The sequence below is a fragment of the Desulfofustis glycolicus DSM 9705 genome (assembly GCF_900130015.1).
Classification (GTDB): domain Bacteria; phylum Desulfobacterota; class Desulfobulbia; order Desulfobulbales; family Desulfocapsaceae; genus Desulfofustis; species Desulfofustis glycolicus.
Genome location: NZ_FQXS01000026.1, coordinates 1 through 20444 on the forward strand (window position 1 = coordinate 1; position 20444 = coordinate 20444).

Sequence of the window (20444 nt, forward strand, 5' to 3'; positions counted from 1 at the left end):
CGGTGATCAGCCGGTCACCGTCCGGATCGCTGATTTCGGCGATCACCTCCTCGCCCCAGGGAAATTCTCGATACAGCTTCTCGGAAACCGTGGCTACATTGCCGTCGGGACCCGACACCGTGGTCCGTTCGACTCGGTCGCCGTCCCCGTTCCGGTATTCAAGGCGGGTTTCCAGGCGCAGACCGTTGCCCGAGGTCAGGCTCCAGGTGTTGTCCGCTTCGGTGTACCGATAGTCGTAGCGGCGCTCCAGGCCTTCCCGGTATTCCTGCACGAGCAGATCGGTGGGCGCGGCGCCGTCCGGGGAGGGATTTTCGAGTCGCCAGACGACAAACGGATCGGCAAAGAGCGTGAGCTGGTAGAGGCCGTCCTCCTGCAGCTCGCCCTGGTCCGACTTGTCATAAAACCTGATCTCGTAGGAGGACGCGGTGTCGGGCTCGATGACGACAAACGCTTCGGGGGTGACCACTTGCCGGAGGGTATCGTCCAGATAGACGGGGATGACGTTCTCGCTGAGGGTGGAAAGACGTATTGTTGCCGGGGTGAACAGTTCTGGAGACGGTTTGTCGGCCCTGACGAACAGGTCGCCGGCCGGCATGCCTTCTTCGGCTTGGCCGAGGTTGATGGAAATATCGATGGAACCGATATTGACCGTGCCGCTGCCCACCACGTTGCACGAGTCGCCGGTACAGATCTGGCAACCGACGTAAACCTTGGCCGCAACCGATTCGCCGCCGGTGATCGAGGCCTCAACACGTATCCAGCCGCTGCCGCTTTGGTCGGTTGGCAGAATGACGACCTGGTTGTTTCCCTGCGCTACAAAGGAAATCCGTGCCTCCGATCCGTCATCCGGGGTGATCGCCCATTCCACCTGCTGGCCTTCAGGATAGGTCCGCGCGGTCAGCGTAGCGGAATCGCCGAACATGATCGGTACCGACTCCTTATCTTCAAGATAGATACCGGTGACCATGGCCGGGACGGCCTTGAGCACACCAAAGTCAAGGCCCGCCTGGGCCGACCTGAGAGATAATAGGACAACGGCAAGAAGGAGACAGAGCCGCAGCAGGGGGGGCAAGGTTTTATTCCGGATCATTTTCCTGTGTTTCCTGGGTGACTACCGGCAGGCCGCCTATTTGCCCGACTTGGCCGGGCGATCGGAGGTCCGGGATGGATACGGGGGCGATAGGGATAAGCTCAATGGTGTCCGGCTCGGGAGGAACCGCGCGCACCTGCACTGGTGGATTGGGTATTACGGAAGCAATGTCCACCCGATAGAGCCTGGCCAGATAATGCGCTACTGCCGAGAGTGATGCTCCTTCCTCCACTGCCGCCAGGTAGGCGTCTACCGCACTGTTCTTTCTGCCGATGTGCTCCATGGCCCGGCCCAGCAGGATGAATGCTTCCCGGCGGTTTTGCTGGTCGTCGTCATCCTGTGCCAGCGAGGAGAGCAGTTCAACGATGAGCTGGTGTTCCGACTCCGCATGAAAGAGGATATAAGCGACCAACAACTTGACCCGGGAAGGGAGGGTATGGTGCCGCGCAAGCTCCGCCGACCTATGACGAAGCTCGCCCAATTGGCCCGGGGTTATACTGATGGCGTCGGCGGCGAGCAGCTCCAGCGGCAGGTCCCGGCCAAGCATGCTCTCAGCCCGGACAATATCCTCTGCCATGAACAGCCGATAGATATCGACCAGGCTTACCCCGGCCTTGACCAGTGGCTCACGCTGACGATGGGTATCGCTGGACAACAACAGTGGCAGGAGGTCATCCTCCAGTTCCGGGTCACAGGTGATGGCCTGTTTGTAGAAAACAAACGCCTGCTGATAGTCCTCATCGATCATGGCCAGATTGCCGAGGCCAGCATGTGCCGGACCGTACTGGGGATCAAGGTCGATTACCTGCTGAAAAAACCGGTTGGCCTCGGCGTAGTCGCCTTGTTTGTAGGACTGACAACCCGTTTCATAGAGAAATTTGGTTTCTTCGCGGTAGAATTCGGTTCGCACAGCGGCGCACCCCGAGAGGATCACGGTGCACAGCAATGCCGGGAAAAGGTGCCGGAAAAGCGTTCTCATCAGAACTGTACCTCAAAGCCGATTTCACATTGTGCTTCTGTCTCTATTGAGGATCTGTTACCCAGGGAAATATAGGCGAGGGCCTGATAGCGATGCAGAAATTCCGGTTTGTAATCCAGCCGGCTAAAAACATTCATGCCCGACTCCTCGCCGTTGCGTGAATATTTTGTTTGCAGCTGGAAATGCCAGAGATCGTCGCTCAGATCGAAACGGATGTAGCCCTGGTCGTAGGGTGAGAACCTGGAATAGTCGATGGTTCTCCTGGTCCATTCGACAGACAACCTGCCGATCACCTCGGCCCGGGTGTAACTGGTAGTCAGCATGAAACGCAGCGAATCACTGGTGTCGGTGTCGGTGTAGTTCGCCTGCAGCATGGTTGACCAGCTGTCATCCCATCTATGAATGAGGCTCCCCATACAATTGGTATTGGTGCCGAATTCGTCCTCACGGTTATAGATGCTCAGAAACAATGTGTCGGCACTGCCTACCCCCAGACGTAAAGAACCGTCGATTTCACGAACCGTGCTGTCGTCGCTGTGGCGGGTCAGGTTGAAAAAGCGCAGCGTAGCTGAAAGGTTACTGAAAACCCAAACAGGCTGGGACATGAAATAATCGATACCGGCATCAAACCCTTGTGCGTCGCGGTCTACGTTGTGCAGAGGATCTGCGAAGTCTGCCTTGAAGTTTTCACCGAGGTTGGTATAGCCAGCCGAAAACCTGATGGCGCCGAGGTCATATTCTCCTTTCAGGACATACCCCTGATCGCTGCCGAGTACTTCATCATCCGTCGTCACTGCTTCGGCTGCTATGGAGAACGATTCAGAGAACCAGTATTGCAGGTCGGCGGCAGCAGCGTGGGAACCCTGCCGTTCGTCACTGAAATACTCATCGACCGCTCGTCGGTAGGTGAAACTTGTCCCGACCAGCCAGGATCGCTCCTCCCCGTAGCTGAGTCGGGCTGCCGCTCCCTGCTCTTGACTGTCGACATCGCCTTCCGAAGAGAAGAAAACGGCTGTCCCGCTCAAGCGATCATACCCCTGGTCGACCGTGAAACCGAGCTTGTTGCGCTCTGTCTTGAAATCGCTGAAGAGTTGCATGGGGTCCCGGAAATTACCGAGATTGTCCCGGAACACGCCTTTGGCCTTGCCGGTAAGCCAACGCCTTTCGGCCATCACCTGGGTTCCGTTGAAGGTTGCTGAAGAACCGTCATAATCCTGGATGGCCTGGAAGACACCCCGAACGGTGTTGTTCTCATCTTGATAGTCCAGACCAGTCCGCAAACGGGCTTCACCGTCATCCTGGTCTTGATCATCATTATAGCGATACAACGTTGAGAAGGAGCCATAGAGTCGATGTGGATATTCCACCGCCGGCAGCGGTTCAGGAACCTGGATTCCCGGCCGAGATTCAATTTTAGCTACCATGACATCGATCAGAGCAGCATCCCGGCTGCCGTCGGTAAAAACAACACTAACGGCAAATTGATATCTGCCATCGGGCACCAACTCACCGTTGTTATCGGTGCCATCCCAAACAAAGCGGTGATCCCCCGCGCGAAGATCGACAAAGGTAAAGCGATCAGCAACCTGACCACGAAAATCGATCACTTTGACCTCGATCTCGCTCGCATCCCGAAAAAGCTGATAGCCGACGGCAAGAGGGCCCTGGGATGGATCGAATATGCCGGCATCGCTGTTGAAAGGAAGGAAGCCCTGGGCCGCACAGCTTTGTGGGAAGATGAGAAACAGAACTATCGTCGCGCCAGCAACTACGTGTATGAGAAATTCGATTCGCACCGTCATGTTCAAATTATTCCGATTACCAGCAGGGACCAGTAACGATGATAACGGTATCAGTCGCAATCAGACCGTCCACAGTGCGTATCTCGACCTCGATTGGATAATTTCCTTCCGGAGAAGCAATAGAGTCACATTCAGCCGTGAATGTTTCGCCGCTGATATCCGGGTCGGAGCAACCAACGGGGCCGCGCACCAAAATAGTATCAACCGATGAGCTGCCCGGAGAAAATGTGCCGTTCACCGGTATTGGGTCGCATAGAAAATAATCGCCATTTTCAATGGATGTTATTGTTATGACAGGTGATACGAAGGAAGATGTCTTGTTGACAAAGGCTGAGGCGGAGCCCATCAGTCCGGTCTCATCCCTCGCCTCGGCTCTGACTGCATTGCCGCCATCCTGGAGGTCAATGGTGGCCGAGAACCGTTTGCTGGCCGCATTATAGCTGGTCGGGAATGACGAGCCGTTACTGAGCACCTGCATATAGGTTATATCGCTGCCTGTGCTTGAGGCACTTCCGGTTACCAAAAGAGATTCGGCTTCCGTTGAGGGGGGCAGACGATCCAGTTTGACGGAAATGGCAGCTTCGAACCGTATGGTCGTTTGCGCCCGGCCGTAAGCCCCTGCCTCGTCGAAAGCCTCGACAACTATCGTATTCAAGCCAGACGTTAACGAGACTTCTGCTCGAAAGGTACCGGCCGATTTGTGCCAACGGAGATCAACCGGAATTCCATTTACCTGCATGGTAATTTCACTGATGATCGAAGCGCTGCTTTCCGCCTTGCCGGAAATCATTATTTCCGAAGAATCAGTGGTGCGAGGGAGTCTATCCAGCGTTACCTCAATAGCGCTGTTGCAGGAAATGAAAACAATAGCAAACCCGTTTGCACCGCTTTCATCGACGGCTCTCATTTCGATAGTATTCGGACCCGGATCAAGATTCAGAGCCACTTCGAAACGCTCGCTGTGTTTGTCATAATTACGTACCGGAACCTCCCTGCCGTTGACCAATACGGTAACTTCCTCAACGTAGGAGTGACTGCTGCTCGCCTTACCGCTCAACGTGATCAACGAGGTATCCGTGACGGCCGGCAGACGATCCGGTTCGACAACCACCTGCGAGGAAATATCTGCAGGCACGCTCGGCTTGAAGATCGGCAATTTGAAGGGAATTTCGTATGGGGGGTGCTCATCGCAACTGAGGTGTAATCGGAAATCCGCTTCGAATGGGTCTCTGATGGTGGTGTCAAAAATCTCTGGAGAAATCTCCATTTCAAACCCGCGCAACGGCATCGTTGACACACCCGGGGAAAGTTCCCCATACGAGACTCGTGCAGTTTCGACACCTATTCTCGAATCGAATGCGTGCAGAGATGCTTGACATTGCTCGGCCGGGATAACGGTATTGTTTTGCAAGGACAGGAAGAGGCGGATTGTTTCGCCGGGGTTTGCTTGGCCGTCGTTATTCTGATTGCTTATTTCCCAGATATTGTAGGTATCGATAGAGATATCAAGGGAAGTGTCGGGAAGAATAGTAGTATTTTGCCCGGCGAAGAAAGAGATCTGCTGAAAAGCGCTGTTGCCATCCGTATCTACTGCCTTGACCACGGCGAAATGTCGGCCATGGCTTAGTTGTAATGGGCCAAGCACACAAAAATAACCGCTATCCGGATCATAGTAGAGTGCTTCTTGCGCTACAATTTGGTTGTCGATAAAAAAACTGATACCATCGGGATGCAGGTTTTTACCTTTATCAAGGATAAGAGCGGTAAACAGGGGGCCACCATAGCCCTGGACCGAGGAAGGTGAAGCTTTGAAATTGAAAATTTCCGGCTTGAATGTCAGCGAGAAATCAAGGCTAGCCTCAGCGGAGTAGCCACTATGGTCGGTTACCCTGAATTGGGCGGTATGTGGCCCCTCATCGACCTGAACACCAAAGTTAAGCCGATAAATCCCATGAGTTGAGTCAAGCAGCCTGCCTTCGGCAACTTGATATTCAAGCACTGAACGCCCTTGCCAATCAAATGGCATGCGGCCATAGTAAGGGATCGGCTGATCATCTACCCGCACTCTCGTTTTGTCTGGATCGATTCGGCTTTCATCCCACGCCTCGCCCAAAAACTGCGCGTTAATCGCATTCCCTTCCAACTTGAGACTCTTTCCACTTTCAGCCCGATCAATGAGCCTGAGAGCAACGAGAGGCGGATTTTGCGGGAGGAAGATACCAATCGTCCTTGAACCGAGATTCTGAGCGGCATCACGTGCCTCAATGGTGAGTCCGAAGAGTTCCAAACCCTGATCTTCATACGTGCCTGAAAAATGGCCGGATGAAGGATTAAAAGCGGTTTCGGGCAAATAGTCGTGCCCACCTCCATAGAGTTTAATATAAGATGGATTTTCTGGAACAATTTGATATTCAGCGTAACCTGGATTTCCTGGCTCAATTTCCAAACTTTCAAGCTTTAGTCTCGTTTTTAAATTCTCTAAAGGTGCTCCGTGATCATAAATATCCGCTTCAATTTTTCCGGTATTGAAATTATAGCTCGCGTTGAAAATTACTGGTGGAAGCAGATCCATAAACCTCACCTCACACTCCGGCGGGTGAGTGACCGTATAATAGTTTTTGTTAACCCTTAGAACGTATGGCTCTGGCGGCTGAGAGAGATTCCAACCAGGTTCTCCTTTGGCAATCGCCTCTTGCCATTTTTCTTTTGCCTCTTCCCAGTTCGCAGCACCAAAGCTGGCGAGAATATTATTATTTATTTGCGCAAATAGGTGTCTCAATCCTTTCTCTGTATAAAATTTCATATTGACGAACGCGCCAAGAACGCATTCCGTTTTTTGCGTGCAATACGAAACCTTATGAAGGCCGCTCGTCAGCGGTCCTTCCAGCAAAGCGGCGCTAATGGTTTCGGATGGTTCGGAACAAAATTTGTTTGAAACGGTTGATCGCCGCCCTGATTTATTGATGAAGTCGATGTGATCTTGCATCTGTTCAGCAGGACTCGTTCCATACAACATTTTATACAGGTGGTTGTTGTAATATACGGCAGGCGTACCTATTGACGGATTGATTTCCTGTTCCGGAGCCTCGGTGGCAGTCGAAGTTACGGCTGATTGATCGGGATCCTCGGACGTATCATCCAATTCTCCATAAACGACACAGTGTGCGGTCGTATTCTGTGAAGCGTTGTCGGTAACTGATAAAGAAACCGTTGCTATATCATCAGTGAGCTGAAACGGCGCAGTCAATTTTCCGGTAGATTTATCAAAAAAGAATGGAATATCACCATGCATCGGAGTCGACAGGAAGATTCGTAAATCCTTGAGTGGCGTTCCTTCATCTTTAATCAATGCAGAAAAACTGCGACTTTCTCGGTTATAAATAAAATTCTCGATTTCAGGAGGATCGAAGGGCACTAATATTTCTTTGGAATACAAAACGTTTCTATCGTTATTGATAAGCCGAAATGTATCGCTATAGGTGGTCTGCCATTTCCCTGTCTTGTGACCGATATTTACGGTATAGAGATTGAATCCCTCAATGGCGGGGGCAGTCGAGAAACCCTCTTCATCGAACCAGTATTTTTTACCGTTTACCTCAAACCATGAGGCTTGCAAGTCGATCTCAGGAAGCGGTCTTGTTTCAGCCGAGGCAACTAGAGTTTTGTTTAGCGGTTCGACTTGAAACCGCAACTCCGTGGACTGTTCAATTCTGACGGGAATCTCTATTGTTCCGAAAGTAAAGACCGCGTTGTTTGAGTAAAAACTATCAACATCTTGCTGGGTCGATTCGCTATCGAATGGGCAGTTTTCCGAACTCAGGTTTGATTGAAAACCGTTTGGGAAAGTCAATGATAAGGTTGTAAAATCAAGCTCTTGATCCTGAGTAGCGATATTGAAAATGACCTTGTTATTTTGTTGCGAATCAAACTCGACTTTCTTCACTACTATCGAACCGTCTGTACTATCCAGTGAGAATTGACTCCATATATTCTCGTTTAACCGACTAAGTCTTTCAGATGGATGCCCAAAACGCCAAATCCATGTGGTGAAAGGGATAGTCAAAGGATACGTCCGATGGGGACGAATAATAACAGGAGAAAGATGGTCTGTTCTAATTTCAAGTGGAGTATTTGATAGACTATACAAATACCCCGCTGTCTCACAATGAGCCCAGGTTTTTTCTGGTTGTTCAACTGAATAATGATTTGTAATCGTCTTTTCATTTCCGGCGCGATCCTGAAGGGTCAGAAGTAAAGACAATTCAGAAGTTGAATCTAACTGTCCTTCAGCGTTAATCACCACAGTTCCCGATCCATCGGCATGATTGGTCATTGCCGCATGAACCGCTTGGCCATTGATGCGGGCCTGCTTGACTCCCTGGTTATCGGTTGTCTCAACACCGGACCCTGTATCCAGATACTGAAAGAAAAACGGTATGTTGCTCGACGGAATTTTTTGAACTTGCGGGGTCGATGCCACGATTTCAGGAGGAATCGTATCAACAATGAAGAGGAGCTGTTTTGAGTCTTTGGTGGAATGGTCAGGATAAAGTGTTGTCAACGTAGCCGAGTGCCGACCTTCTGCCGGTGTCGCTATGGTCTGCTCAACAGAAGCCGCCCCTGCGTCTGATCCCGAGATGGTCATGTTGATTTTATTCTCATCGATGGAGAGTGTTATCAAGTCATTGTTTGGAGCGGGAATCACCCCATGAGGATCTGGAACCAGCGTTGCTGATAATGGCAGGTCTTCTTCGGAAACGTACTCCACATCGATCCCCTCCTGTGCAGGTGCCGACGGGCATGTGAAGACGAGCAAGGCAATAGCTGACAGAGCAAGAAGAAGAATTTTCGACTCGGGAAAAAGGAGATCATGATAGCCCTCTTCCCGACGGATATCTTTCCACGTTTTGCGGATGACATTCGAGATCAATCGAAAACGAAGACCGGAGAGATTCTTAAGTTGCGATGAAGTTATCATCTATCCTTTTCCAAAGAGTGGTGAGGGGTCCTTGTTCCCCTAATGGTGCATAAGGATCTCAAGGATACTATTTCGGCCGGTCTCCCAAATATTACATATCCCTGGGAAATGATGGCTGATTATCCAGACGAACAAAAGTGCCACTAACACGCGGCATTTTTTGTGTCAACAATAAATTTTAATGTCAAAACAGATACTAGCACCACTTTTGGTCACAATCCCTTACCAGTAAAAGGTTTGCGTCGTTTCACACAATTTTTTCGATGATCAGGGGTGTACTATGCGAAGGAGTGCATTCACGACAAGTTGAATCTCCACGGCGATGCTACTCAATATGTTAGGATGGTTAACGAAGATTCCTGCCCCTTGCAATCAAAGCGAAGCCTTCATTTTTCTTATTCAACTGTTTCGGTAGTGACAAAACAGGTGACTCAGATTTCCGATTTCAGCACAAAGCACGACTGGCCAAAAGCTCCAACAGATTGGTTCTCTCTCTGAGGCAAGACATCATCTTGGTGAATAAGGGGGGAGGTGCTGAGGGCAGAAGAAATCCGTTCAGGAGCGGTCGTTCAAGCGCTCCGTAGTGATACCCGGCGTAATTTCGACGTGTCCGAGATCGCTTGCCGACTGATCAGAAAGCGATGAAAGAGACGGACGAGAAAGAACGCGCCCTGCCTACAGGCTTAGGGGCTCCGCACAGGGCGCGCTCCGGAGGGGTCTGTTCAGCTGGGGTACTTATCCTGCATATAATCTTTGAGGTGGCGGATCTCCACATCTTGTTCGGTGAGCTGGGCCTTGACCGCGTCGCCGATGGAGACGAGACCGGCGAGTTTGCCGTCCTCGATGATCGGGATATGGCGGATGCGGTTCTCGGTCATGATGCTCATCAGGCCGCCGACATCGTCCTCCGGCGTGGCCACGATGACGTCTCTCGTCATCACCTCGCTGACCGACACGGTGGAGATGGATTCCGGTTTCTGGTGGACCGCCTTGAGTACGTCGTTGGGCGCGACGATACCGAGAATCTTGTCGTATTTGTCGACCACGACGAGTGAGCCGATCCGGTTGGCGAAAAAGAGCGACACCACATCGATCAACAGGTTCTGCTCGTGGATGGTTACCACCCGCGTTCCTTTTTCGGTCAGAATATCCTTTACTTTCATAACGATGCCTGTTGTTTGATTGGTTGTTACGACCGGCAGCCGGCAAGTTGCCGGCTGCCGGCGATGCTTCTGTGACGCTTACAACACGACCGGGTAAAAACTGATGGCAAATACGCAAACGGCAAGAACGATCGTACCGAGCGGGGCCAGCGTCAGTTCGGCGACCTCGAAGCGCTGCTCCGGCTCCCGGAAATACATGACGATAATCAGGCGCAGGTAGTACCAGAGCGACAGGATGCTGCTGACAATGCCGAGCACCGCCAGGACTGCATGACCGGCCTGAAAGGCCCCGGCGATGATGTAGAATTTCCCCATGAACCCGGCCGTCGGCGGAATACCGGCCATCGACAGCAGGAAGATGGCAATGCAGGCCGCCGAATAGGGCCGCACCTTGGCCAGCCCGCGAAAATCGTCGAAGCTGACCCGCCGCTCGTCCTGGCCACTCAAATAGGAGAGCGCGACGAACAGGCCAAGCGTCGCGACGCCATAGGCGGCCAGGTAAAAGAGAATCGCCCCACCGCTGAACCGCTCGCTGCCCAGCGCCACCAATGCAATGAGCAGATAACCGGTATGCACGATGCCGGAAGCGGCGAGCATCCGCTTCAGATTTTGTTGGCCGATGGCAATAAGATTGCCGGCGAACATGGTCAGGATCGACAGGTAGAACAGGAAGGTGACCCAGCCCTGATGAACTTCGGGATTGATCAACAGGAAGTTGGCCAGCACGGCAAAGATCGACGTTTTCACGGCGGTCGCCATAAACGCGGTGACCGGCAGCGGCGCCCCGTCGTAGACATCGATCACCCAAGCATGGAATGGGAAGGCGGCGGCCTTGAAGAGGAAGGCAAACAGTATCAGAAACGAACCGCCGACCAGGGCCGGGTTGCTCAGATAACCGCTGTCGGCAACGACCGCGCCGATGGCAGCAAAGGAGGTGCTGCCGGTGCCGGCATAGACCAGTACGGCGCCCATCACGTAGAAGGCACCGGCAAAAGCGCCGAGCATCAGGTATTTCAGGACCGCCTCCGCTCTGACCACGCTGTGCCGGTCGTAACCGACCAGGGTGTAAACGGCCAGCGACATGATCTCCAGCGCGATGAACAGGGTGATCAATTCCGCAACCATGGTCAACAGGAGCATACCGAACGCGGCAAACAGCAGCATACAGTAAAACTCGAGAACGAACCCCTTGTTCTGGGTGAAATAGGTCTGGGCGGCCAGAGCTGAAAAAAAGCCGCAGGCGAGAATGATCAGGCCGGCCACTTTGGTAAAGGTGTTGGCGACGAGCATCCCGTTGAACACTTCGGCAAAGGGGTAAATATCCCCACTGTTGTCCACGGTGAGTTGAATGAAGAAGGCAAAGGCGAACAACCCCATGCCGAGGATGGAAATCCCCTCCCGCCGGAAGGTCTCGAAGGCCGCTACGAGCATGATCAGGATGGCGCCGGCACCCGTTGCCGCAAGCGGCAGAATCACCATTACATCAAACATTGCAGATCTCCCGGTGTCAGTTCTTTCCCTGGTTGTTCAATTCGGCCCCATCGCCGCTGTCGGCCACCGCAACCACCTGGGCCAGCGCGGCAATCTGCCGGTCGGCCGCAGGATTGATCTTGTCGAGGAAGGGTTGCGGATAGATGCCCATGACAATGATCAGCACGATGACTGGCAGGATGGTCAATACCTCGATGGCCGTCAGATCATGAAAGGTCGCCGTCTTCTCGGCAGGTTTTTCAAAGAAGACCCGCTGGAACAGCCAGAGCATATAGCAGACACCGATCACCAGCGTGGTCGCCGCCAGAATACCGATCACCGCGTTGAACTTGATGGCGCCGAGGATGATCAGAAACTCGCCGATAAAGCCGCTGGTGCCGGGCAGGCCGACCGAGGCGAGCATGGCGACCGCGAAAAAAACGGCCAGGATCGGCGCCCGGGAGGCCAGTCCGCCGAAGTCATCGATCGTCCGGGTCGCCGATCTCTCTTCGATCAGGCCGAGCAGCAGGAAGATCACGCCGGTACTCGTGGCATGGGCGACGATCTGGTAGAGCGTGCCTGTCAGCGCCTGGACATTCATGCAGAAGATGCCAAGCGCGATGATACCCATGTGCGAGGCGGATGAAAAGGCGAGCATCCGCTTGAAATCCTTCTGCACCAGCGCCGCGATTCCGCAATACATCATGCCGACCACGCCGGAGCAGGCCAGGATCAAGGCATAGCGGGCAAAACTCTCGTCAAAGACCGGCACGACAAAGCGAATCACGCCATAGACGCCGATCTTCGCCATAATCGCCGACAGCACAAAGGTGGTCGCCGTCGGCGCCTCGGTGTAGGCGTCGGGCAACCAGGTATGGAACGGAAAGAGCGGAATCTTGATGGCAAAGGCGACCATGAAGCCGACAAAGGCCAGGGTCGCGGCCGGTCCCGCGAGCGACAGGCCGGACAGCGCGTCCATCGCGAAACTCCACTGTCCCGTGGCCTGGTGATGGGCCATGCCGAGGTAGATGATCGCAGCAAGCATCAACAGTGAGCCGGCGATGGTGTAGATCGTAATCTTGACGGTCGCCTTCAGCCGATTCGGCCCACCGTAGAGACCGATCATGAAAAAGACCGGCAGCAGCATCACTTCCCAGAACATGTAGAAGAGCACCAGATCGGCGGCACAGACGGCGCCGATCATCGCCCCCTGGACGATGAGCAGATTGCCGTAATACCCCTTTTCCCGGGTGCGAAACAGCAGGTAGACCATCGGGAAGAGCAGCGCCGCCGCCATCAGCACCAGCAGACTGATGCCGTCGACGCCGAGATGATAGGAGATGCCGAGCGATTCGATAAGCGGCGAGCGTTCGACGAATTCGAGGCCGGAGCTGCCGTTAAAGGTGAGAAAAATCTTCAGGCCGAACAATACCACCAGCACCGAAGCGGCCAGCCCGAGCGCCCGGGCCGCCTCCCTGCCGACCGGCAGCAGCAGGATGCCCGCTCCCAGCACGATCGGCAGAAAAATCATCAGTGACAACAGGTTATCAAGCATGATCCACCCTTCAGAAGTTCAACGATTGCGAGAGCACCAGGCTCATGACGCTGAGTCCGATGACCATGTAGATGGCATAGACCCGCACATAACCGACCTGAATCACCTTGAACGCCAACCCGGCCATGCGATAGAGCCAGGCAGCGGCCCGCACCGGGCCGTCCGTGACATACGGTTCGATCACCCGCTGGACGGCCTGGCCGACAAACCGATACGGCCTGACCAGCACCGTATCGTAGAGTTCGTCTACATAAAACTTATGATAAGCAAACTTCCTGAAACCGGTGAATACCGGCTGCTCGGCGCCGCCGGCGAACCGCCGGTAGGCGATGCTGATACCGACGACAAAGGCCAGCACACTCCCACCGATGGCCAGCACTTCGGTGGCCATCGAGCCATGCGGATGGACTTCGGTCAGACTCGGCGCGAGCCAGTGCGAGACCTGCTGGTGCCCGCCGAAGATCGCCGGCAGGTTGAGAAAACCGGCAAACAGCGCGCCCACCGCCAGCACGATGAGCGGCAGGGTCATCACTTTCGGCGATTCATGGGCATGGTCGTAGACCTCCCGGTCGCGCGGCTGGCCGTGAAAGACCACGAAAATCAGCCGGAACGTATAGTAGGCGGTCATCCCGGCCACCAGTACGCCGATCGCCCATATTCCGGTATGGCCACCGGCCAGTGCCGAGTAGAGGATCTCGTCCTTGCTGAAAAACCCGGAAAAAGGCGGGCACCCGGCCAGGGCCAGGGCACCGATCAGCATGGTCCAGTAGGTGATCGGCAATTTGTTCTTCAGCCCGCCCATCTGCCAGATGTCCTGGCGATGATGGAGGGCAAGGATCACCGAACCGGCCCCGAGGAAGAGCAGCGCCTTGAAAAAGGCGTGGGTGAAGACGTGAAAAATTCCGGCGGAATAGGCGGCTACGCCGACACCGGCGAACATATAGCCGAGTTGGCTGACCGTCGAGTAGGCGAGGATCTTCTTGATGTCGTTTTGAAACATGCCGAAAATAGCACCAAGCAGCGCGGTCATGATGCCGATCCAGGCCACCACCAGCCCGGCCACCTCGACCTGGGCGTAGAGAAAACTGAAGCGGGCCACCATATAGACGCCGGCGGTGACCATGGTGGCCGCATGAATCAACGCCGAGACCGGGGTCGGACCGGCCATCGCATCGGGTAGCCAGACGTAGAGAGGAATCTGGGCTGATTTGCCGGTGGCGCCGACAAACAGAAGCAGGCAGACGGTTATTCCAAGCGTCGGCGCCAGCAGGTGGGCATTGGCCTTAAGGGAGAGATAGTCAAAGCCCTCAGCCCCGATTCCCCAAAAGAGAAACGACATGCCCAGAACGAAGCCGAAATCGCCGATGCGGTTGACGATAAAAGCCTTGTTGCCGGCCACGACATTTCCCCGATCTTCGCTGTAATAACTGATCAGCAGGTACGAGCACAAACCGACCCCCTCCCAGCCGACGAACATCACCAGCGGCCCGTCGCCTAGAACCAGGATGAGCATGCTGCCGAGAAAGAGGTTGAGATAGGAGAAGAACTTGCCGAACGCCGGATCTCCGGCCATATAACCTATGGAATAGACATGAATCAGTGATCCAACGAGGGTGACGAACAGCAGCATCAAAACGCTGAGCGGATCGGCGAGAAAGCCCATGCTGATCGTCAGTTCACCGACGCTGAACCAGGTAAAGGCCTGATGGCTGAGAAACCTGCTTTGGGCCGGCAGGGCCTGCAATGCGAAAAAGACGTTGACGGCCAGCAGAAAGGAAAGGATCGGGCCGATACAGCCGACCAGTGCATAGATTCGCTCGGAGATGAGCCGGCCCCGGCAGGTGGCCAGGTGCATCAGACCGAGCACCAGCGCGCCGGCGAGCGGCAGCAGGGGAATAAAACCGAGGGAGGAGAGGTTGCCTTCCATCTGATCACCCTTTGAGCAGGCTGAAGATATTGGTATCGAGGTTGCCCTTGTGCTTGTGCAGCAGGATAACCACCGCCAGGGCAAGGGCCGCCTCAGCTGCGGCCACCGCCATAACCATCAGGGCCAGCACGTGGCCGTCCATGCTCTGGTGCAGCCGCGCCACTGCGACAAAGCCGAGGTTGGCCGCGTTGAGCATCAGCTCGATGGACATGAAGACGACAAAGACGTTACGGCGGGAAATGACACCGAGTACGCCGAGGCAGAACAGCAGAACGCTCAATGACAGATAGTGTTCAATCACCGATTCACCCCCTCTTGCCCGCCAGCACGACTGCCCCCACCAGGGCGACGAGCAGCAGGATCGACACGATTTCAAACGGTAACAGCCACTGCTGGAACAATACCAGGCCGACCTGCTTGACCCCGCCGAAACCGGCCTCGGTCAGCGGTTCCGCCTCTCCCGGCAAGCTCTCGACAATCTTGAGCAGCAGGCCGGCCACCGGGGCCAGCAGGACAATGCCGCCGGCCAGGTAAAACCAGCGGGCGGTATCGACCGGAAGGTCTTCTTCCTGGATGTTGAGAAACATGATGATAAACAGGATCAACGACATGATCGCGCCGGCATAGACAATCAGCTGGATAGCAAAAATCAGTTTGGCCGACAGCAGCGCATAGAGTCCGGCCAGCGAGATCAGCGTCACCACGAAGCTCATGGCGCCGTTCATCGGATGGCGAAAGAGAATCAGGCCGAGCGCTCCGAGCACCGAGAGCAGGGCCAGCCCGAAAAACAGATAGGTATCAATCATGTCCTCAACGCACCCCCTTCTGGTAGCTATCTTCGTCGAACGCACCCGGCGTTCGCAGCATCTCTTCCAGCCCCAACACCATGGACTCGCGATTGTCGCTGGTCACCGAGAAGATGCCGGTATCCATCCTGATCGCATCCATCGGGCAGGCCTCGACGCAATATCCACAATAGATGCATTCGAGAAGGTCGATATCGAAGCGCAGGGGCATCTTCTCCGATCTGCCGTCGAAGCGCTCACCGGCCTCGATGATGATGCAGTTCGATGGGCAATTGGTCTGGCACATGAAACAGGCCACGCATTTGACCGTGCCGTCCTCGTGCCGGGTCAACCGGTGCCGGCCGCGCCATCGCGGTGAAATCTCCGGTCTGACCTCCGGATAATGTCTGACATAGAGGCGAGAGTTATCAAGCAGGTTGCGGAAAAAGTGACCGAGAGTAACGGCCATTCCCTTGAAAACCTCGAGCAGATAGAGCTGCTCGAGAAACGTCCGGCCTTTCCGCTCGACCACTCTGACTTTGGCGCCCATCACAAATCCTCCTAACCGAACGCGACGATGACGGCGCTGGTGATAAAGATATTGAGCAGAGACAGAGGCAGAAGCTTCTCCCAGCCGATCTTCTGCAACTGATCATAGCGAAAACGCGGCAGGGTCCACCGTACCCAGACATAGACAAAGCACATCAGAAAGGTCTTCAGCAGAAAGGTACCAATCTGCAGCAGGGCAACCAGAATCCGGTCGGCGCCGCCACCCGCGGCAAAGAGCAGGTACCCGAGGCAGATCACCTCCAGCAGCACCACCAGCGACCAGAGCAGCGCGATATAGACTTTGGTTTCCCGAATCCGTGGGTCATGTTCACGCCGATAATGACTGCTGTTGTTTTTCTTGATCCACTGGCCGAAGAAATAGCCGATCACCGGCAGACCGATCATCAGTAACACGGTCACCGGGCGGGCGTAGGCGAGCAGGGTGTCGGTCGCCAGCCAGGGAATCTGGTAGCTGCCGAAATAGAGAGTGACGATCAGGGCGCTGGAAACAAACATCGCCACGTACTCACCCATGAAAAACAGGGCGAATTTCATCGACGAATACTCGACATGAAAACCGGCGACGATCTCGCTCTCTCCTTCTGCCAGATCGAACGGGGTCCGGTTGGTCTCGGCAAAAGCGGCGACGATGAAAATGATGACACCGAGCGGCTGCAGCACGACACCCCACATCGGGATGAAGCCGAACAGCAATTGCCCCTGATATTGGGCCATCTCCGTCAGATTGACGGTGCCGTAGACGGCCAGCAGACTGACCAGGGCCAACCCCATCGGGATCTCGTAACTGATGACCTGGGCGGCCGCCCGCAGGCCGCCCAGCACCCCGTATTTGTTATGCGACGACCAACCCGCCAGGATGATGCCGTACACACCGAACCCGACGATGGCCAGAAACCACAGGATACCGATATCGGTCGGAATCGCCTGCATGATATAGGAGCTGCCGCCGACGAGCAGGACATCGGCAAACGGGATCACGGCAAAACAGAGCAGCGCGGTGATAAAGACCAGCATCGGGGCGAGGATGAAGTAGAACTTGTGCCTGATGTGGCCCGGAACGACGTCTTCCTTGAAGACCAGTTTGATCGCATCGGCCAGGTTCTGGACCAGCCCTCCGGCCCTGAAGCCCATGATATTGCACCGGTTCGGCCCGGATCGATCCTGGAAATAGGCGGCGCCCCGGCGCTCCATCCAGACGAGCACCGCGACGAAGGAAAGCGGAACCAGTACCCCGAAGGCGATCCGCAGAAGGATCATGATGATATCAAGCGCCGACATGGGTCTCCTCGCTGCTGTTCAAGGTTACGCCCTCGACCGGAATCCGCTCCGGCCAGATCCGGCTCAGGGCCGGCACCGACTGTCTGAGACCGGGCCAGGCACGGGCGTTATCGCTGATCGCCCCTCCGAGCAACCTGGTGATCTCGATGATGTCACAGGGGTCGGCATCGCGGCATACGGCCCGAGCAAACCGTTGCAACACGTTGTTGCGATTAACGATCGACCCGCCATATTCGCTGTAGGAGGCACAGGGCAGGATTACCGTGGCCCGGCTGAAGGCCGGCCGGTCATGGCTGCAGACGCTCACCTGGTCGGTAGCCTCGAGCGCCTCCTGCAGATCCTCGTTACCGGGTGAGAAAAACAGGTCGTTATTGAAGTTGACGAGCAGGTCGGCATCCGCCAGCGCAGCGGCAAACGACTCTTTGCCGGAGTCGATATCGAGCAGCTGCAGCCCGGCGCGATTGGCCGCCTTGTCGTCGCTGATCAGATAATCGTCCCCGTCACCTGCGAGCACATAGGCGTCGCTGTAGCCGGAGAGGACGGCGCCGTACAGCGTGGCGATCCGTTTGATCGCCCAGAGCTGCTCAAGCGTGCTGTCGGGCGATACGAGCATCAGCGGTTTCCGCGCCCTGTTCAGTTTGTCCAGGGCAGCCTCGATGCCCCGTTCGAGCGGGACTTCGACCCCGTCAACCAGGGTGCGGTCCTGACGATTCTCGTTTTCAGTCTTGTAGCTGAGCCGACCGGCATCGCAGATGAAATAACCGTTGACCTGCAGATTGGTCCGGGCCCGGAAGCGATAAATGACATCGTCGCCGTATTTTTCCCGGTGATGGTCGATGTAGATGTTGCAGCCGGTGCTACAACCATGGCAGATGCCCGGATCTTTCTGCAGAAACCAGACTCGTTGGCGGAAGCGGAAATCCTTGCTGGTCATCGCCCCGACCGGGCAGATATCGACGATGTTGAGCGCATATCGGTTGGCCAGCGGCCGTCCCGGGAAGATGGTTACCCGGGCCTGGTCACTGCGGTTGACAATACCGAGTTCTCCGGTCTTAGTGATCTGCCGGGTAAAGCGGACACACCGGGCGCACAGGACACAGCGCTCCTGGTCATGGACCACACCGCAGCCGAAATCGAGGCGTTTGTCCTTGTGCACCTGTTCGACGTTCATCCGGCTGTCCTGCTGACTGTACGACATGTAATAATCCTGCAGGGTACATTCGCCGGCCTGGTCACAAACCGGGCAGTCGACGGGATGATTGATCAATTCAAGCTCCATGATATCGCGCTGGATCTTTTTGATCTTCTCGTCCTCGAGCAGCACTTTCATGCCCGGCTGGGCCGGCGTCTTACAGGCCGGCACCAGAGGCGGCCGGCCATCTTCAATGCCGACCAAACACATCCGGCAATTACCGTCGGCACCAAGGGCCGGGTGATAGCAGAAGTGCGGAATTTCGATACCGACCACCTGCAGGGCATCGATCAGGTTCTTGCCCGCCTCGACCTCGACCTCCTGGCCGTTGACAAAAAGCTTCACCATTTCAGCCATGGTACGTATTATCCCTCACGCAGCTCGGTTTGTTCCGGGGCGCCGTCAATCGCATACGCCTCGAATTCGTCACGGAATTTATCCAGGTAGCTGCGCACCGGCATGGTACAGGCCGCCGACAGTACGCAGACCGTCTTCATCTCGATATTGTCGCAGAGTTCCCGGAGCAGCTTGATGTCGGCGACCGTACCCTCACCGGCCAGCAGCCTGCGGACGATCTTCAGCATCCAGCCGAGCCCTTCCCGGCAGGGCGTACATTGCCCGCAGGATTCGTGGTGGTAAAAGGCGATCAGGTTTTCGACCAGTTTGACCATGTCGACCGTCTCGTCGAGCACGACAATGCCGCCGGAACCGAACATGGTCTTGTGCGCCGCCATCGACTCATAATCAAGGGTAACCGTCGCCACCTCGTCGGGAGTCAGCACCGGCGTCGAACTGCCGCCCGGAATCACCCCCTTGAGCCGGCGCCCCTTCCAGACGCCGCCGGCGACCGTCTCTATAACCTCGGCCAGCGGCAGCCCTAAGGGCAACTCGTACATGCCGGGCTTCTCCACGTGGCCGGAGATGCCGAACAGGTGTGTACCGCAGCTCTTTTCGGTACCGTAGGCCTTGTAGGCGTCAGCCCCGTTGGTGATGATAAAGGGCAGCGAGGCAATGCTCTGCACATTGTTGATAATGGTCGGGCAGCCGAACAGTCCGACGACCGCCGGGAACGGCGGCTTGCTGCGCGGCTGTCCCTTCTTGCCCTCGATCGACTCGAGCAGCGCCGTCTCCTCGCCGCAGACATAGGCCCCGGCTCCCCGGTGGACGGTAACGTCGAGACGAAAGTTGCGCCCGGCCACCCGGTCGCCGAGATAGCCTTCTGCATAGGCCTCATCGATCGCCTGCTGAAGGATCTTGACCTGGCTGGTGTACTCGCCACGGATATAGATATAGCTGTCGTGACAGCCGATGGCGTAACTGCAGATGATGATCCCCTCGATCAGCGCGTGCGGATCGCGAACCAGGATGTAGCGGTCCTTGAAGGTGGCCGGTTCCGACTCGTCGGCGTTGACCGCCAGGTACACCGGCTTGCCGGTGTCTTTCGGCAGAAAACCCCATTTCACGCCGGTTGGAAACCCGGCACCACCGCGGCCGCGCAGGCCGCTCGCCTTGACCGTTTCGATCACGTCGGCCTGTTCCATGGCAAACAACGTGTCGAGTGTCTGGTAGGCACCGTGCTGCCGGGCGACATCGATCCGGTTGGCGTTTTCGATGTCGAACCGGGCGCTGAGAATCTTCACTTCCATCGTCGTCCG

Annotated in this window: 14 protein-coding genes and 1 pseudogene; all 15 read right to left on the minus strand. The window is 55.6% G+C overall.

Annotation, left to right across the window (positions count from 1 at the left end):
* Nucleotides 1–1090 (minus strand): hypothetical protein (locus tag BUC26_RS17435; protein WP_143166060.1); only part of this gene is annotated, 1090 nt, incomplete at its 3' end.
* Nucleotides 1077–2069, minus strand: a complete 993-nt coding sequence (locus tag BUC26_RS17440) for a tetratricopeptide repeat protein (RefSeq protein ID WP_073378077.1) — start codon at nt 2067–2069, stop codon at nt 1077–1079. The genes BUC26_RS17440 and BUC26_RS17435, both read right to left, overlap by 14 nt.
* On the minus strand, nt 2069–3571 hold the full coding sequence (locus BUC26_RS17445) for a hypothetical protein (RefSeq protein WP_244155891.1): 1503 nt from the start codon (nt 3569–3571) through the stop codon (nt 2069–2071). Before BUC26_RS17445 ends, BUC26_RS17440 begins: the two co-directional genes overlap by 1 nt.
* Nucleotides 3572–3595: 24 nt before the next feature.
* Nucleotides 3596–3871: pseudogene (locus tag BUC26_RS24560) on the minus strand (hypothetical protein); the annotation flags it as partial.
* A gap of 16 nt (nt 3872–3887) precedes the next feature.
* Nucleotides 3888–8849 (minus strand): hypothetical protein, encoded by a 4962-nt coding sequence (locus BUC26_RS17450; protein WP_073378080.1) that lies wholly within the window; start codon nt 8847–8849, stop codon nt 3888–3890.
* Nucleotides 8850–9571: 722 nt separating this feature from the next.
* A complete protein-coding gene (locus BUC26_RS17455) occupies nt 9572–10012 on the minus strand; it encodes a CBS domain-containing protein (protein ID WP_073378082.1) in 441 nt (146 codons plus the stop codon).
* Nucleotides 10013–10090: 78 nt separating this feature from the next.
* Nucleotides 10091–11503 carry an NADH-quinone oxidoreductase subunit N gene (locus BUC26_RS17460; protein ID WP_073378084.1) on the minus strand — a complete coding sequence of 471 codons (1413 nt, stop codon included), beginning with the start codon at nt 11501–11503 and terminating at the stop codon, nt 10091–10093.
* Between the two features lie 16 nt (nt 11504–11519).
* Nucleotides 11520–13037 (minus strand): complex I subunit 4 family protein, encoded by a 1518-nt coding sequence (locus BUC26_RS17465; protein ID WP_073378085.1) that lies wholly within the window; start codon nt 13035–13037, stop codon nt 11520–11522.
* Nucleotides 13038–13047: 10 nt separating this feature from the next.
* Nucleotides 13048–14964, minus strand: a complete 1917-nt coding sequence (nuoL, locus tag BUC26_RS17470) for an NADH-quinone oxidoreductase subunit L (protein WP_073378087.1) — start codon at nt 14962–14964, stop codon at nt 13048–13050.
* A gap of 4 nt (nt 14965–14968) precedes the next feature.
* A complete protein-coding gene (gene nuoK, locus BUC26_RS17475) occupies nt 14969–15265 on the minus strand; it encodes an NADH-quinone oxidoreductase subunit NuoK (protein WP_073378089.1) in 297 nt (98 codons plus the stop codon).
* Nucleotides 15266–15269: 4 nt separating this feature from the next.
* Nucleotides 15270–15770, minus strand: coding sequence for an NADH-quinone oxidoreductase subunit J family protein (locus BUC26_RS17480; RefSeq protein WP_073378091.1), 501 nt, complete (start codon nt 15768–15770; stop codon nt 15270–15272).
* A 4-nt stretch (nt 15771–15774) separates the two neighbouring features.
* The gene (locus BUC26_RS17485) at nt 15775–16299 is read right to left on the minus strand and encodes a NuoI/complex I 23 kDa subunit family protein (RefSeq protein ID WP_073378093.1); all 525 of its coding nucleotides are present in this window, start codon (nt 16297–16299) and stop codon (nt 15775–15777) included.
* A gap of 11 nt (nt 16300–16310) precedes the next feature.
* Nucleotides 16311–17597 carry a complex I subunit 1/NuoH family protein gene (locus BUC26_RS17490; protein WP_073378096.1) on the minus strand — a complete coding sequence of 429 codons (1287 nt, stop codon included), beginning with the start codon at nt 17595–17597 and terminating at the stop codon, nt 16311–16313.
* Nucleotides 17584–19146: an NADH-quinone oxidoreductase subunit G gene (locus BUC26_RS17495; protein WP_073378098.1), complete on the minus strand. Its 1563-nt coding sequence runs from the start codon at nt 19144–19146 to the stop codon at nt 17584–17586. The genes BUC26_RS17490 and BUC26_RS17495 overlap by 14 nt, the downstream gene beginning before the upstream one ends.
* Before the next feature lie 8 nt (nt 19147–19154).
* On the minus strand, nt 19155–20435 hold the full coding sequence (nuoF, locus tag BUC26_RS17500; RefSeq protein WP_073378100.1) for an NADH-quinone oxidoreductase subunit NuoF: 1281 nt from the start codon (nt 20433–20435) through the stop codon (nt 19155–19157).
* Nucleotides 20436–20444 lie beyond the last annotated feature (9 nt).